This is a genomic window from Lentzea aerocolonigenes (genome assembly GCF_000955955.1).
In the GTDB taxonomy this organism is placed as follows: Bacteria; Actinomycetota; Actinomycetes; order Mycobacteriales; family Pseudonocardiaceae; genus Lentzea; species Lentzea aerocolonigenes_A.
This window is the reverse complement of the sequence record NZ_JYJG01000282.1, coordinates 18,418-32,813: the sequence shown is the minus strand read 5'-3', so window position 1 is coordinate 32,813 and position 14,396 is coordinate 18,418. Positions and strand designations below refer to the sequence as shown.

At 68.1% G+C, this 14,396-nt stretch carries 15 protein-coding genes; 11 read left to right on the top strand and 4 right to left on the bottom strand.

The genetic code is table 11. From position 1 onward, the window contains the following. Positions 1-33: 33 nt before the first annotated feature. The gene (locus UK23_RS32615) at positions 34-669 is read right to left on the bottom strand and encodes a TetR/AcrR family transcriptional regulator (protein WP_045315550.1); all 636 of its coding nucleotides are present in this window, start codon (positions 667-669) and stop codon (positions 34-36) included. Between the two features lie 115 nt (positions 670-784). Here UK23_RS32615 and UK23_RS32610 point away from each other — a divergent pair, with 115 nt between their 5' ends. Genes UK23_RS32610 through UK23_RS32590 form a run of 5 tightly spaced genes read left to right on the top strand, consistent with a single transcriptional unit; the run spans position 785 to position 5,395 of the window. Beyond that, a complete protein-coding gene (locus UK23_RS32610; RefSeq protein ID WP_045315549.1) occupies positions 785-1,144 on the top strand; it encodes a hypothetical protein in 360 nt (119 codons plus the stop codon). Between the two features lie 9 nt (positions 1,145-1,153). Next, positions 1,154-1,882, top strand: a complete 729-nt coding sequence (locus UK23_RS32605) for a class I SAM-dependent methyltransferase (RefSeq protein ID WP_045315548.1) — start codon at positions 1,154-1,156, stop codon at positions 1,880-1,882. Further along, the gene (locus UK23_RS32600; RefSeq protein ID WP_045315547.1) at positions 1,879-3,339 is read left to right on the top strand and encodes a glycoside hydrolase family 57 protein; all 1,461 of its coding nucleotides are present in this window, start codon (positions 1,879-1,881) and stop codon (positions 3,337-3,339) included. Before UK23_RS32605 ends, UK23_RS32600 begins: the two co-directional genes overlap by 4 nt. 4 nt (positions 3,340-3,343) lie before the next feature. After that, positions 3,344-4,591, top strand: coding sequence for a glycosyltransferase family 4 protein (locus tag UK23_RS32595; protein ID WP_045315546.1), 1,248 nt, complete (start codon positions 3,344-3,346; stop codon positions 4,589-4,591). Between the two features lie 48 nt (positions 4,592-4,639). Further along, positions 4,640-5,395: an SGNH/GDSL hydrolase family protein gene (locus UK23_RS32590; RefSeq protein WP_045315545.1), complete on the top strand. Its 756-nt coding sequence runs from the start codon at positions 4,640-4,642 to the stop codon at positions 5,393-5,395. On the opposite strand, the gene UK23_RS32585 is transcribed toward UK23_RS32590, so the two are convergent. After that, positions 5,364-6,119 (bottom strand): acyltransferase, encoded by a 756-nt coding sequence (locus UK23_RS32585; protein ID WP_045315544.1) that lies wholly within the window; start codon positions 6,117-6,119, stop codon positions 5,364-5,366. The two genes, UK23_RS32590 and UK23_RS32585, sit on opposite strands and share 32 nt — an antisense overlap. A gap of 25 nt (positions 6,120-6,144) precedes the next feature. Between UK23_RS32585 and UK23_RS32580 the strand changes: the two genes are divergently transcribed. The 5 genes from UK23_RS32580 to UK23_RS32560 all read left to right on the top strand — a co-directional run bounded on the left by UK23_RS32580 (position 6,145) and on the right by UK23_RS32560 (position 12,241). After that, positions 6,145-6,420 (top strand): hypothetical protein, encoded by a 276-nt coding sequence (locus tag UK23_RS32580; protein ID WP_045315543.1) that lies wholly within the window; start codon positions 6,145-6,147, stop codon positions 6,418-6,420. A gap of 4 nt (positions 6,421-6,424) precedes the next feature. Next, a complete protein-coding gene (locus UK23_RS32575) occupies positions 6,425-7,261 on the top strand; it encodes a nucleoside hydrolase (protein ID WP_045315542.1) in 837 nt (278 codons plus the stop codon). 58 nt (positions 7,262-7,319) lie between these two features. Next, positions 7,320-10,577: a GH92 family glycosyl hydrolase gene (locus UK23_RS32570; protein WP_045315541.1), complete on the top strand. Its 3,258-nt coding sequence runs from the start codon at positions 7,320-7,322 to the stop codon at positions 10,575-10,577. A 143-nt stretch (positions 10,578-10,720) separates the two neighbouring features. Continuing rightward, positions 10,721-11,410 (top strand): LuxR C-terminal-related transcriptional regulator, encoded by a 690-nt coding sequence (locus UK23_RS49145; protein ID WP_052685260.1) that lies wholly within the window; start codon positions 10,721-10,723, stop codon positions 11,408-11,410. A 105-nt stretch (positions 11,411-11,515) separates the two neighbouring features. Next, on the top strand, positions 11,516-12,241 hold the full coding sequence (locus UK23_RS32560) for a hypothetical protein (RefSeq protein WP_045315555.1): 726 nt from the start codon (positions 11,516-11,518) through the stop codon (positions 12,239-12,241). On the opposite strand, the gene UK23_RS32555 is transcribed toward UK23_RS32560, so the two are convergent. After that, entirely contained in the window at positions 12,177-12,566 is a 390-nt protein-coding gene (locus tag UK23_RS32555) for a DUF4267 domain-containing protein (protein ID WP_045315540.1), read from the bottom strand. The two genes, UK23_RS32560 and UK23_RS32555, sit on opposite strands and share 65 nt — an antisense overlap. Before the next feature lie 91 nt (positions 12,567-12,657). Here UK23_RS32555 and UK23_RS32550 point away from each other — a divergent pair, with 91 nt between their 5' ends. After that, positions 12,658-13,227 (top strand): TetR/AcrR family transcriptional regulator, encoded by a 570-nt coding sequence (locus UK23_RS32550; RefSeq protein ID WP_045315554.1) that lies wholly within the window; start codon positions 12,658-12,660, stop codon positions 13,225-13,227. Positions 13,228-13,235: 8 nt separating this feature from the next. On the opposite strand, the gene UK23_RS32545 is transcribed toward UK23_RS32550, so the two are convergent. Then, positions 13,236-14,396 (bottom strand): THUMP-like domain-containing protein, encoded by a 1,161-nt coding sequence (locus UK23_RS32545; protein ID WP_045315539.1) that lies wholly within the window; start codon positions 14,394-14,396, stop codon positions 13,236-13,238.

Genomic DNA, 14,396 nt, shown 5'->3' with positions numbered 1-14,396 from the left:
TCACCCGCCGACGTCCTGGGTCGCGCCCCTAGTTCAGAGCCGGTCCACTTCCTCCGCCAGAAGAAGACCCGCGTCGAACCCCATGGGGCCGAAGTGGCCGGCGAGCTCCAGCGAGAGCACACCCTGCAGGCGCGTCCAGAACGACAGCGCCCGATGCACCGTCGGCGACGAGGCGGGCAGCCCGCTCGCCCACCCGCGGTCCATGTTCAGCAGGACCTCGAACGGCGTCCTCGGCTGGTCTGACGGATCGGCGCACACCTCCAGCAGCACCGCCATGATCTCGTTCGAGATCGCGGTGATCTCGTCCGGCGCGTGGTAGCCGGGCACCGGCGTGCCGTAGATCAACAGATACCGCTGCGGGTCACTCAGCGCCCACTCGCGGATGACCGCGGCGAGCCCCACCGCGGTGGTGCCTTCCTCGAACGCCGCGCGGACCGTGTCGGCGAGGCTGCGATAGGCGTCGCGAATCAGTTCGGTGATCAACTCGTCGCGCCCGGCGAAGTACCGGTACAGCGCCGGTCCGCTCATGCCCATCTGCTTGGCGATGGCGTTGAGTGACAACGTTGTCACCCCTGCTTCGGCGATCTGCGCCCACGCGTGCCGTTTGACCTCGTCCCGCACCTGGGCCCGGTAGCGCTCGCGAGGGTTCTGCACAGACTCGATCGTCACCGTTAGACCCTCTCACATTCGTTATTGACACTCACGGCTGCGTCAGCTTAGCTTCACCTTGTCACCACCGTTAGAACCTCTAACCAACACGAGAAGCCGTAGCGAAGGTGAGACCATGTCTGTCAACATTCGTACTTCCGTCACCACTTCCGCACATCCGTCGACGTCGACGCTGGTCGCGGCCTGGGCCGCGCCGGTCATGGTCATCGGCCAGTTCGGCCTGCTCCCCGGGATCCCGATCGCCGTCGTGCTCGCCGCGAGCCTGCGCAACCACCGCTCGAAGGCCCTGCGCTGGTGGACAGGAGCCCTGACACTGGCCTACGCGACCCCGTTGACGCTGTGGCTCACTGGCCCGAGCGAGGCACCCAGCCTGTCGAAGTACATGAGCCCCCCGATGACGGCGGTTCTCGCGGGTGTCGGCGTTGCCACGGCCATCGCGCACCTGGTAGTTCGCAGGAGGTCTACTGGCAAGTAACCTGACGGCGTGACCCTCCCCCTGACCGGCGAACGCACCGTGCCCGGTATCGCGGAAGAGAACTACTGGTTCCGCCGGCACGAGGCGGCGTACCTGCACCTCATCGGCCACTGCGCGGACGCGGTCGTGCTGGAGGCGGGCTGCGGCGAGGGCTACGGCGCCCAGCTGATCCGCACCGTCGCGCGGCGGGTGATCGCACTCGACTACGACGAACTGACCTCACAGCACGTTGCCGAGCAATATCCGCAGCTGAACGTGCTGCGCGGCAACCTCGCGATGCTGCCGTTGCGCGACGAGAGCGTCGACGTCGTGGCGAACCTGCAGGTCATCGAGCACCTGTGGGACCAGGAGGGCTTCCTCGCCGAGTGTCTCAGGGTGCTGCGGCCGGGCGGGAAGCTGATCGTCACCACGCCGAACAGGCTGACGTTCTCACCGGGCCAGGACACGCCGCTGAACCCGTTCCACACCAGGGAGCTGGCACCGTCCGAACTGGACGAGATGCTGAAGGAAGCTGGTTTCCGCGTTGACGAACTGACGGGACTGCGTCACGGGAAGAGGCTTGACTCCCTCCTGGATGGACAGATCATCAATGCACAGGTCGAAGTCGCCCTGTCCGGCGCACCGTGGCCGGCCGAGCTCAAGGAGGCTGTCGAGTCGGTGACGGTGGAGGACTTCGACATCACCCCTGAGGACATGGACACCTGCCTCGACCTCGTGGCCGTGGCGGTGCGCGCGTGAGCCCAAAGCCCGAGGGCACGTTCTGCCTCGTCCTGCACAGCCACCTGCCCTGGCTCGCGCACCACGGCACGTGGCCGGTCGGCGAGGAGTGGCTCTACCAGGCGTGGGCGCACTCGTACCTGCCCGTCGTGGACATGCTCAGAAGGTTCGCCGAAGAAGGCCGCAACGACGTCCTGACGCTCGGCGTCACACCGATTCTGGCCGCCCAACTCGACGACCCGTACTGCTTGCGCGGCGCACACGACTGGCTCGGCAACTGGCACCTGCGGTCGCACTACGCCGGCGAGAGACTGCGAGAGCTGTCCGCGTACGAGCACCGGGCGTCGTCCTGGGCGCTCGACCAGTTCGAATCCCATTGGCGGCACGGGTTCTCGCCCGTCCTGCGGTCCCTTGTGGACTCGCAGACCATCGAGCTGCTGGGCGGCCCGGCGACGCATCCCTTTCAGCCTTTGCTGGACCCGAAGGTCCGGGCCTTCGCGCTCAAGACCGGACTCCAGGACACGAAGCTGCGGATCGGCCAAGCGCCGGAAGGCATCTGGGCGCCGGAATGCGGCTACTCGCCCGGCATGGAGGCGGGATACGCCCGGGCTGGCGTCAAGAGGTTCATGGTCGACGGACCAGCGCTGCACGGCGACACCTCGACCGCGCACCCGGTCGGCTCCAGCGACGTGCTGGCGTTCGGGCGTGATCTCGAGGTCTCGTACCGCGTGTGGTCGCCCAAGGTCGGCTATCCGGGCGATGCCGCGTACCGGGATTTTCACACGTTCGACCACCCGACGGGCCTCAAGCCGTCGCGGGTGACCGGCAAGAACGTGGCGCCGGAGGACAAGCGGCCGTACGACCCGCTGCTGGCACGGGAAGCGATCGGCCGGCACGTCGAGGACTTCGTCGACACGGTCGTCCAACGGTTGCGGGCGATCGACGGCGGCCTGGTCGTGGCGGCGTACGACACCGAGCTCTACGGGCACTGGTGGCACGAGGGTCCGTTGTGGCTGGAAGCGGTGCTGCGGGCGTTGCCGGAAGCCGGCGTGCGGGTGACGACCCTCAGAGGCGCCGTCGAGGCCGGACACGTCGGCAAACCTGTCGAGTTGCCGGCCTCGTCGTGGGGCAGCGGCAAGGACTGGCGGGTGTGGGACGGCGCGCAGGTGTCGGACATCGTGTCGCTCAACGAGTCGGTGCAGAAAGAGCTGCTGGAGCTGGACTTCTCGCGCGACGTGCGGGATCCGGTGCTGGACCAGGCGGTGCGCGAGGCGTTGCTGGCGTTGTCGAGCGACTGGGCCTTCATGGTCACCAAGGACTCGGCCGCCGACTACGCCCGGTACCGCGCGAAGATTCACAGCGATCGTTTCAGCGAGCTGGCGGCATTGGCGCGGGGCGGTCGTGGACGTGCGAGGGCGGCGGAGCTCCGCGCGGCAGACGGTCCTTTCGGCCATCTGGACGCGCGAGGAATGAGGTAACGGGATGCGCGTGCTGATGTTGTCGTGGGAGTACCCGCCGGTGGTCGTCGGCGGGCTGGGCAGGCACGTCCACGCGCTCGCGACACAGCTGGCCGCGCAGGGGCACGAGGTCGTCGTGCTCTGCCGGCAACCTTCCGGCACCGACGCGATCACGCACCCGACCACAGATCTGGTGAGCGAGGGCGTGCGGCTGATCCGCGTCGCCGAGGACCCCGCGCACTTCGTGTTCGAGAAGGACCTCCTGGCGTGGACCCTGGCGATGGGTCACGCCATGACGCGCGCGGGACTCGACCTCGGCGACTGGCGCCCGGACGTGGTGCACGCGCACGACTGGCTGGTCACGCATCCGGCCGTCGCGTTGGCGGAATCCTTTGGCGTGCCACTGATCGCGACGATCCACGCGACCGAGGCCGGGCGGCACTCCGGCTGGCTCTCGCACCCGCTGAACCAGCAGGTGCACTCGGTGGAGTGGTGGCTGGCGAACCGCGCCGACTCGCTGATCACCTGCTCGTCGGCGATGCGGCGCGAGGTGGCGCATCTGTTCGATGTGGACACTGACGTGGTTTCCGTGCTGCACAACGGCATCGAGCCGGGCGGCTGGAAGGTGCGGGCCAAGGACGTCGGCGCGGCCCGGCGGGAGTACTCGCCGCACGGCGACCCGTTGCTGCTGTTCTTCGGGCGCATCGAGTGGGAGAAGGGCATCCAGGACCTGATCGCGGCGCTCCCCCGGATCCGGCGCCACCACCGGGGCACGCGCGTTGTAGTGGCCGGTGACGGTTCGCAGACCGAGTGGCTGCAGGAGCAGGCGCGCAAGCACCGCGTGCTGCGCGCGGTGGAGTTCGTCGGGCATCTCTCCGACAGGTCTTTGGCGGCGTTGCTCACAGCCGCGAACGCCGTGGTGCTGCCGTCTCGCTACGAGCCGTTCGGGATCGTGGCGCTGGAGGCCGCGGCAGCCGGGACACCGCTCGTCGCGTCGACTGCCGGCGGGCTCGGTGAAGTGGTTCTGGACGGCGTGACCGGGTTGTCGTTCGCCCCCGGTGACGTGGACGGACTCACTCGCGCGGTGCGGGACGTGCTGTCCGATCCGACGTCAGCCGCCACGCGTGCCCGTGCCGCCAAGGAGCGTCTGGGGACCGACTTCAACTGGGCCACGATCGCCTCCGGCACGGCCGAGGTCTACGCGGCCGCGGAAGTGCGCGAACCAAAGGTGCTGGGGCGCCCCAAGATCGCTACGGGCAACCTGTTCACTTGATCTTGGTACAGTCGCCGGTCCCGTTAACAACAGGTGACCGAGGACTGAATGAAATACCAACGCTTCGTGGCACTCGGGGACAGCTGCACCGAGGGCCTGGACGACCTGCTTCCCGACGGCCGGTACCGGGGCTGGGCGGACCGCGTCGCGTCCGTGCTGGACGGGCCGGGTTTCCGCTATGCCAACCTCGGCGTGCGCGGCCGTCGGCTCGACCAGATGCTGGTGGAGCAGGTCCCGTCCGCTGAGGCGTTGCAGCCCGACCTGGTGGTGCTGTTCGGCGGTGGCAACGACGTGATGTCCGGCGCCTCAGCTGCTCAGCTCGCGCGCCGCGTCGACGCGATGGTCCGCGCCGTGACGTCGTTCGCGCCTACGGTCGCCGTCTTCACGTTGAGCGACGTCTCGCAGCGCATGCCGTTCGGCTGGCGGATGCGGCCGCGCATCGAGGCGTTGAACGACGCGATGCGCGTCGCTGCCGTGCGTTATGGCGCGGTGCTGGTCGACGTGTGGGGCGACGAATGCGTGCAGGACTCGCGCTTCTTCGGCCCGGACCGCCTGCACCTGTCGTCGTTGGGGCACAGGCGGTTGGCCGGGCATGTGCTGGCGGCGCTGGACATCCCGTTCGATCCGGCGTGGATGGCACCGCTGGACGGCACGGCCGCGCCCGCCTCGCTGTGGGACCACGTGCGGTGGCTGCGCGACCAGGTGCTGCCGGTCGCCTACACGCGTTCGCGCAACAAGCTGATCGGCCGCCAGCCTGGCGACGGTTTCCGGCCTAAGCGTCCGCAGCTTCTTCCGTTCGCTTAGCCAGCGCCTCCTTGGCCTTGCGGGCCATGTCCGCGATGTCGGCCCGCCGCTGGGCGTCCGCCTCGTAGTCGGCGCGCCGATCCCGCACCACTCGTGCCGGCGCGCCCACCGCGATCTTGAAGTCCGGCACGTCGCCGCGCACCACGGCGTGGGCTCCGAGGACGCAGCCGCGGCCGACACGGGTGCCACGCAGCACGGTCACCTTGGCGCCGAGCCAGCAGTCCGGCCCGATGCGCACCGGCGACTTCACGATGCCCTGGTCCTTGATCGGCAGCGTGATGTCCTCGGTCTTGTGGTCGAAGTCGCAGATGTAGACCCAGTCGGCGACCAAGCTGGAGGCCCCGATCTCGATGTCGAGGTAGCAGTTGACCGTGTTGTCCTTGCCGAACACGACCTTGTCGCCGATGCGCAGCGAGCCCTCGTGGCAGCGGATGGCGTTGCCGTCGCCGATGTGCACCCAGCGGCCGATCTCCAGCCGCCCGTAGCCCGGCCGCGCCATGACGTCGACGTGCTTGCCGAAGAAGACCATGCCGCGCAGCACCACGTGGGGGTTGAGCAGGCGGAACTTGAGCAGCCGCCAGTACCGCACGAGGTACCAGGGGGTGTAGGCGCGGTGGCGCAGGACCCAGCGCAGCGAGGCGAGCGTGAGGAAGCGCGCCTGCTGAGGGTCGCGGCGCGACCTGGCCCACCTCGTCCAGACGGGTGCTCCCCACATCGAAGTCATGCACGGCACTTTAAAGTCTCGTCTCATGTGGGCGGTCATTGGAGTGTGGGAGCTCAGCCCGGAAATGCACGACGAGTGGCGTGCGCAGGTGCCGTTGATGGCGTCGAGCAAGGTCGGGACGCCGGGGTTCGCGCACGGGACGTGGACGCAGGACGGGCACGCGATCCAGGTGTTCGACAACGAGGACGACGCCCGCCGCTACCACGCGAAGATGCGCGACGAGGGCTACCTCGAACGGCCGGGTCTGCGGAATGTCGTGTGGGACGTCACCGAGGTGGGAGCCGAGTCTCAGGCACCCTAGGGACATGGCGATCCCTCTGATCATCGACACCGACCCCGGCGTGGACGACGCGTTCGCGATCGCGCTGGCCGCCCGCAGCCCCGAGGTGGAGCTGAAAGGCCTCACCACGGTGTTCGGCAACGTCGCGCTCGACCTCACCACGCGCAACGCCCAGCGGCTGCTGTCCTACCTCGGACGCAAGGACGTGCCTGTGGCCAGGGGTGCGGAGGGACCGAGCGGGGCGGCGGACGTGCACGGCGAGGACGGACTCGGCGGCCAGGCGCACACTCTGCCGGACGACAACGAGATCATCGATCCGGACGACGCTGTTCAGTTCCTCGAGTACACCGTCACGCCGGACACCACCGTTGCCGCCATCGGGCCGCTCACCAACATCGCCAACGCGCTGGAGTCCGGCATCGTGTTCCCGCGGTTGATCGTCATGGGCGGCGGGCTAGGGCTGGGCAACACGACCGAACGGGCCGAGTTCAACTTCTGGGCCGATCCCGAGGCCGCGCAGGTCGTGATCCGCAAGGGCAACCCGATCGTCGTGCCGCTCAACCTCACGCACCGGTGCATCGCCGACACCGAGTTCCTCGCGCGGGTCGACCCCGTGCTGAGCAACCTCACCGGGACGTACCGCGCGTACATGGAGAACCGGTCGGAGAACCAGGGGATCTACGTCCACGACGCCGTCGCGGTGGCCGAAGCGATCATCCCCGGCACGCTGAAGCTCAAGTCGCACCTGCTCGACGTCGACGACGAGGGCGCCCTCATCGAGGGAAAGCACCAGGTAGAGGTTGCGGAAGACACCGATTGGCCTGCGCTGCGGGCCTTCATGGAGCAGCGCTTGTCCGTTTGACGACAACTTCACGTCGCTCTCTGGGGTTGCGCGGCCACGATAAGTAGGGTCCGCGTCCATGCAGCGAAGAGTCCTCATGACAGCTGCGGTGGCGGTGGCCATGACATTCGGAGTGGTCCCTGCCTCCGCACAGCCCCAGATTCAGGTGGTGCCGGATCCCGCGGCGCACGTGAACCCGTTCATCGGCACGACCAATCTCGGGAACACCTTTCCCGGAGCGGTCGTGCCGTTCGGCATGTTCTCCTTCAGCCCCGAGGCGAGTCGCGGCAACACCCTGCGCGCCGCGGCTCCCGGTGGCTACCGCTACGACGCCACGAAGATCCGCGGCTTCAGCCTCACCCACATGTCCGGCACGGGATGTGCGGGCGGCAGTGGTGACATCCCGATCTTCCCGCACGTCGGCACCGTCACCACGTCCCCGACCACGGACGCGACGGATGCCGTCTACGCCAGCGAGTTCGCGCACGCCGACGAGGTGGCCAAGCCCGGCCGCTACGACGTGACGCTGAAATCCGGCGCCAAAGCCGAACTGTCCGCCACCGAACGCACCGGTGCCGCGCGCTTCAGCTTCCCAGCCGACAAGCCAGCGACGGTGCTGATCAACACGTCCAAGTCGCAGGTCGGCAGCAGTGACGCGGTCACGTCGATCGACCAGGCCAAGCGCACGATCACGGGCTCGGTCACGGCCGGCAACTTCTGCGGCTACATCAACCAGGTCGGCCGCCGCAGCTACTACACGCTGCACTTCGTGGCGGAGTTCGACCAGGATTTCACCGAGGTCGGCACGTATCAAGACAACGTTGTCACGCCCGGAAGCACGTCTGCCAAGGGCGGCACGACGTACGGGACGAACGGCTGGCCGGTGCTCGGCAAGGGTTCCGGCGCCTACCTCGGTTTCGCGCCCGGCTCGCAGGTAAACGTCAAGGTCGGCATCTCGTACGTCAGCCTGGACAACGCGCGGGCGAACCTCAGCGCCGAGAACAAGGGTCAGTCCATTGAGGACATGAGGGACAACGCGTACATCGCGTGGCAGAAGCAGCTCAAGCGCATCGAGGTCGGCGGCGGCTCCGATGACGAGCGGACCAAGTTCTACACCGCGCTCTACCACGCGCTGTTGCACCCCAACCTCTTCAGCGACGTCAACGGCGAGTACGCCGGGTTCGACGGCAAGGCGCACAAGATCGACAAGCGGCGGCAGAAGGCGCAGTACGGCACGTTCTCCGGCTGGGACATCTACCGCTCACAGCTGCAGCTCGTCACGCTGCTGGAGCCGCAGATCGGGTCGGACATCGCGCAGTCGCTGCTCAACCAGGCCGACCAGAACAACGGCGTCTGGGACCGCTGGACGCACAACGGCGGTGGCACGCACGTGATGAACGGCGACCCGGCGCCGATCGCTCTCGCGGCCATCACGGCGTTCGGTGGCGACAAGTACGACATCAGGTCTTCCTTGAAGTCCTTGGTGCAGGCCGCGACCGTGCCCACCGCACAGGACCTGAGCAAGGACGGCTGGGCGGTGATGTCCGTCGGGCAGCGGCCGTCGCTCGACAAGTACCTGCAGCACAAGTACATGCCGTCGGTGTCGAACGCGTGGGGCGGCGCGGCGGAGACCCTGGAGATCTCCGCGGCGGACTTCGCGATCAGCCAGCTCGCCGAGCGCACAGGCGACCGCAGGACCGCGAAGACGTTCGCCGAGCGCGCGCAGTGGTGGCAGAACAACTTCGACCCGGTCGCGGACTCCACCGGCGGCTACATCCGCAACCGCAACGCCGACGGCACGTGGGTCAAGGACTTCACGCCCGACACCGGCAACGGGTTCGTCGAGGGCAGCAGCGCCCAGTACACGTGGATGGTCACGCACAACGTCGCCGGGCTCGTGGAGTCGTTGGGCGGTCGCGAACGTGCCAACAAGCGGTTGGACGACTTCTTCCACAACGCTGACGGCACTTGGGCCTTGACGGGCAAGGGCGGCGCGAAGTCCGAACTGGACAACGAGCCGTCGATCAACGTCCCGTGGCTCTACAACTACACGGGCCGGCCCTCCAAGACGCAGGAGACGTTGCGCGAGACGATCGGCACGCTGTGGAAGAACGCCCCCGGCGGCATTCCCGGCAACGACGACCTCGGCGCGATGTCGTCGTGGTTCGTCTTCACCTCGATGGGCATCTACCCGCAGGTGCCCTCGCGCGCCGAGCTGGTGCTGAGCAGCCCGCTGTTCACGTCGGTGAAGATCAACCGCGGTGGCGGCAAGGACATCACGATCAACGCGCCCGCGGCCAACACGGCCACGAAGTACGTGCAGTCGTTGAAGGTCAACGGTCGAGCCACGACCAAGACCTGGCTGCCCGAGTCGTTCGTGGAGCACGGCGGCAAGCTCGACTTCGTGCTCGGCAGGACGCCTTCTTCGTGGGGCAGCGGGGCTTCTGACGCACCGCCGTCGTTCCGCGACGGCGAGCAGCCGATCAAGCACGACCAGCCGTACTTCCTGACCGTCGAACCGCGTGATCTCGTGGCGGAGCAGGGCAAGCCGACCACGGTGAAGGTCAACGCGGTCAAGCTGTACGACGGCGACCCGAAGGCGACGTTCAAGGTCGACATCGACCCGCTCATCGGTATCTCGCCCAGCACCGGAACCGTGCCCGGCGAGTTCACCATCACCCCGGATCCCTCGGCGAAGGACGGGTTCTACGACTTCACCGTGACGGTGACCGTCGAAGGCGCCGCGAAGCCCGTGGTGCTGCCGAAGACGGTGAAGGTCGCTCCGGCGGGCAGCATGCTGGCCGCCGTGAACAACGTCGGTGCGTCCGACGACGCGACCGGCGAGGGCGACTTCGACGGCGGCGGCTACAGCTACTCGCGTCAAGCTCTTGCCGCTGCCGGACTTTCGCCGGGTGGTACGGGCACGGTGGACGGCTTGTCCTACACCTGGCCCGCCTCGCCGCCCGGCCGTCCCGACAACGCCACCGCGGCGAAGCAGACGCTGGCACTGTCCGGAACCCGGCTCGCCTTCCTCGGTTCAGCCACCAACGGTGCCCGCACCCGGCCCGCGGTCGTGACGTTCACGGACGGCACCACCGCGACCGTCGAGATCGGGTTCAGCGACTGGACCTTGGGCGGTGGCGGCGCGGCTCCGAGCTACGGCAACGTGATCGTCGCGAACACGCCGTACCGCAACCAGTCCGGCGGCGGCAGCGAAAAGGTGGCGACGCACATCTTCGCGACGAAGACGTACGCGGCACCGGAAGGCAAGACGCTGGCGAGCATCGTGCTGCCGGATGATGTCGACCTGCATGTTTTCGCTGTGGCACTGGGATAGTTCGTCAAACGTGGGTGGTTCCCGTCGCGCTGGCGGCGGGAACCACCCACGTCCTATCTTGTGACGTAAGCCCAAGCGCCGCCGCCTCGCTCTGAGCGTGAGGCGCCGCCATGCCCAACTGCGTGCGGTCAACGAGGATCGCAGTGCACTCGTCGGACCTGCTCACCTCCGACGCCGTAGCAACCTGGCTCGATGCCCTGCCCGGCTGGCTCGTCGTCGGCACGGCCTGCACCTTGGAAGACCTGGTGCTGTTGTGTCGTTTGCGCCCGCCGGACGTGGTGGTGGGGCAGCTTCCACCGGAATTCGTACCGGACTTTCCACTCGTGCCGCTGTGCCCGACGTGCGGGCTCGCCTCGTTGCGCGCCTCTTTGGAGCACGTGCCTCTCGCTCCCATGCGCCGTGTCGCGCCGGGAGCGTTGACCGACCGCGAGATGGAAGTGCTCGCGTACGTCTGCTCCGGACTGTCGGCTGTGCTGGTCGCGTCGGCTCTCCAGCTCTCGCCGCACACCGTCGTCAACTACAAACGGCGGATCTTCGCGAAGCTCGGGGTGCAGAGCCGGGTGCAGGCTGCCGCGGTCGTGGCTCGGCTGGGGCTCGTGCGAACTCCGGGTCGCGGGGTCGCCATGCCGGACAACGTTCCCGGGCTCACGCATCGGGAGAACGACATCCTGGCGTCGATCGCGCGCGGGGAGTCGGTCCGGCAGACGGCTTCGGCGTTGGGGATCGCGATGAAGACGGTCGAGTCGGAGCAACGGCAGCTGTTCTTCAAGCTGCGGGTGCACAACCGGGCGCAGGCGCTCGCGGAGGCTTCGCGGCTCGGGTTGCTCACGTAAGGGATTGGCGTCCCTGCGTGGTTCTTCGTCCGTGCGGCGTGGAGTGATCTCGCAGAAGACTGCGCCAGCGTCGATCCTTCGCGCCGCGGCCAATAATGTGGGGTGGTGTTCACCGTTTCGGAACGCGATCAGCTGCGTCGTGACCTGGTCAACGCCGCCGACACCGACCCGCGGGTGGTCGGGGCGGCGCTGACCGGGTCGGCGGCCGTGGGCAGGGAGGATCGCTGGTCGGACATCGACTTCGCGCTCTCGGTCGACCGCGAGATCGACGCCGTGGTGGCCGACTGGACCGCGCTGATGTACGCGTGCGGCGCGGTCAGCCACCTCGACGTGCGGCGCGGGGCCGTGTTGTTCCGCGTCTACCTGATGCGGTCGACACTGCAGGTCGACATCGCGTTCTGGCCGTCGACGGAGTTCGGTGCGACCGGGCCGACGTTCCGGCTGCTGTTCGGCGAGGCCAACGAGATCCCGCACGTTGGTCAGCCCGGCCGCGACGGGCTGATCGGGCTCGCCTGGCTCTACGCGCTGCACGCGCGGTCGTCGATCGAGCGCGGGCGCTCGTGGCAGGCGCTGTACATGATCAACAACATGCGCGACCAGGTGATGGCGTTGCGGTGCCTTGAGCAAGGGGTCAACGCGGTGCAGGGGCGCGGGTTGGACGATCTCGCCGATGCCTCCGCTTTCGCCGGCACGCTGGTGTTGTCGACGCATCAGGACGAGCTGCGGCGGGCGTTCCACGTGTTGACCGGGATGTTGCTCAGCGAGATCAACGACTCGGAACTGGCTGCGGCTGTGCGGGCGTTGTCTCCCGGAGCAGCAGTGCCGCGGTGAGCAGCACCAGCACGGCTGCGGAGCCGTGCACTGCCAGCGCGTAGCCCACTGTGCCGCCGTGGGTCATCACGGCCAGGCAGTCGCCGATCGGGATGATCGCGTCGGCCAGGACCACCCAGCCCAGCGCTCGGCGTTGCTTCAACAGCAGCAGGATCAGGGCTGTTAGGCCGTAGGCGACGTCTCGCACGCCCTTCACGACGTAGTAGCCGGCCGGGTCGACGATGCCGAAGCCCGCTGCCGCGCCGTCGCCGTTGAGCAGGTAGCTCAGGCCGAAGTAGAAGCCGGCCAGCACGACGAGCCAGGCCATGACCGTGTTCAGACGCATGATGCCCTCCGGGAACTTCTAGCGTTGCTAGCGAATAGAGCGACGCTCACACTAGTCGCGCTCGGATGTCTAGCGGTGCTAGATTCGAGTGGTGACCATCCAGAACCGGCGCGAGCGTGAACGCGCGGAACGGCACCAGCTGATCATCGACGCTGCCCGCGAGCTGGCTGAGGCGGAAGGCTGGGAGGCGGTCACGACGCGCCGGCTCGCGGAGAAGGTCGAGTACAGCCAGCCGGTGCTCTACAGCCACTTCAAGGGCAAGGACGCCATCGTGCGCGCGGTGGCGATCCAGGGGTGCGGGGAGCTGGCGCGGCTGATGCGCAAAGCCCGTCCCGAGCAAGGGGAGTCACGGCTGAAAGCAGCCGCGGAGGCGTACCTGGAGTTCGCCGCGAAGAGGCCCGCGCTGTACGACGCGATGTTCGTGCAGCAGGTGGACATCCCGTTCGGCACGGACGAGGTGCCGCAGGAGTTGCGGGACGCGTTCGGCGAACTCGTCGCGGCGGTCGGACCTGTTGCGGGAGAACGGGATCTGGAGACGCTGACCGAGGTGTTCTGGAGCTCGCTGCACGGGATCGCGACGCTCACGCACGGGCACCGGCTACGACCGGATCACCACGAGGCCCGGCTGGATCTGATGCTGAGCGCGCTGCAGGGGCCCTGACGAGGCACTCAGGTGCGCTCGGCCTGGCACAGCACCATGACCGGTTTCGAGCCGATCCGGGTCAGCACCACCGTGGCCTCGTCGGGGCCGGAGAGCTTGAGGCGCTTGCGCAGCGTGTTCGGGTCGATGTCCAGGCCCCGCACCAGGATCTCCAACCGGCCGACACCACGAGTGGAAAGCAGCGACTTCAGCGACTTCTCGGTGTAGTGGCCGTGTTCGAGCACCCGGAACGCACGGATGCCCGCCGGAGCAACATCCCCGCTCAGGTAAGCGATGCGTTCGTCGAGCTGCCACAGGCCGTGCCGAGCCGCGTAGTGCCGGACCAGACCCGCGCGCACGACCGCGCCGTCCGGGTCGATGATCCACTGCCCGGGCGGAGCGACGAGGCAGTCGTCGGGCTCGCCGTCGGTGATCGTCCACGACGAGGACCCGTGCATAACCGTGGCGCGGCGCGAAACCCCTGGCGTGGCAAGGCCTCGCGTCCACAGGCAGGCTTCCCGCACGGCGCCGTCCAAGGACACCAGCTCGATCTCGTCGGCCCAGGGCGCGACCGCGAAGTCGATACCGGGCGCGCACTTCACCGCCAGATCGACCCCGGAGTAGATCGAAGACAGCTCGTCCAACGGCGGCACGAAGTCCTGCGGATGCCACTTGCGGCGACCGGACGAGTCACGCCGGGCCGGGTCTGCCGTGACGGCTCCAGCGCGCGACACAGGCCGCAACGCGTCGGCCTGGACGACCAGCTGGCCGGGAACGTTGTTGCGCGCCATGGCAAGCCGGACCGGATCGAGGTCCGAGCCGACGCACCGGGCGGCGACCGCGCTCAACGCGAACAGGTCCGCGCCGATCGAGCACGTGACGTCGTGGACATCCCGGCCAACGAACCGCGCCGCACGATGCCGCGCGACTGCGGACGCGGTGGCCTGCTGGAGAGCGTCGTCGGTGAACAGCCAGCCCGCCGAACAGTCCAATTTGGACACCGCACGACGACGCAGCAGCACGGTTTCCACGACCGGGGCGAAGGAAGCGCCGAGCAGCTTCCTGGCAACTCCTACGTCGTGCAACCGGGAGGAGTCGGTGAAAGGCAACGCGTCCACCTCGGCCAGCGCGGCGACTCCGGCGGAAGACCGCAGGAACGCCACGTCGGACGAGGTGAACGCGTACCCCAA

Excerpts from the sequence above, each read along its gene's own strand:
- UK23_RS32610 (WP_045315549.1), top strand. The coding sequence starts at position 785 with ATGTCTGTCAACATTCGTACTTCCGTCACCACTTCCGCACATCCGTCG.
- UK23_RS32575 (WP_045315542.1), top strand. The coding sequence starts at position 6,425 with ATGGCGATCCCTCTGATCATCGACACCGACCCCGGCGTGGACGACGCG.
- UK23_RS32555 (WP_045315540.1), bottom strand. The coding sequence starts at position 12,566 with ATGCGTCTGAACACGGTCATGGCCTGGCTCGTCGTGCTGGCCGGCTTC.
- UK23_RS32595 (WP_045315546.1), top strand. The coding sequence starts at position 3,344 with ATGCGCGTGCTGATGTTGTCGTGGGAGTACCCGCCGGTGGTCGTCGGC.
- UK23_RS32580 (WP_045315543.1), top strand. The coding sequence starts at position 6,145 with ATGTGGGCGGTCATTGGAGTGTGGGAGCTCAGCCCGGAAATGCACGAC.
- UK23_RS32585 (WP_045315544.1), bottom strand. The coding sequence starts at position 6,119 with ATGACTTCGATGTGGGGAGCACCCGTCTGGACGAGGTGGGCCAGGTCG.
- UK23_RS32570 (WP_045315541.1), top strand. The coding sequence starts at position 7,320 with ATGCAGCGAAGAGTCCTCATGACAGCTGCGGTGGCGGTGGCCATGACA.
- UK23_RS32590 (WP_045315545.1), top strand. The coding sequence starts at position 4,640 with ATGAAATACCAACGCTTCGTGGCACTCGGGGACAGCTGCACCGAGGGC.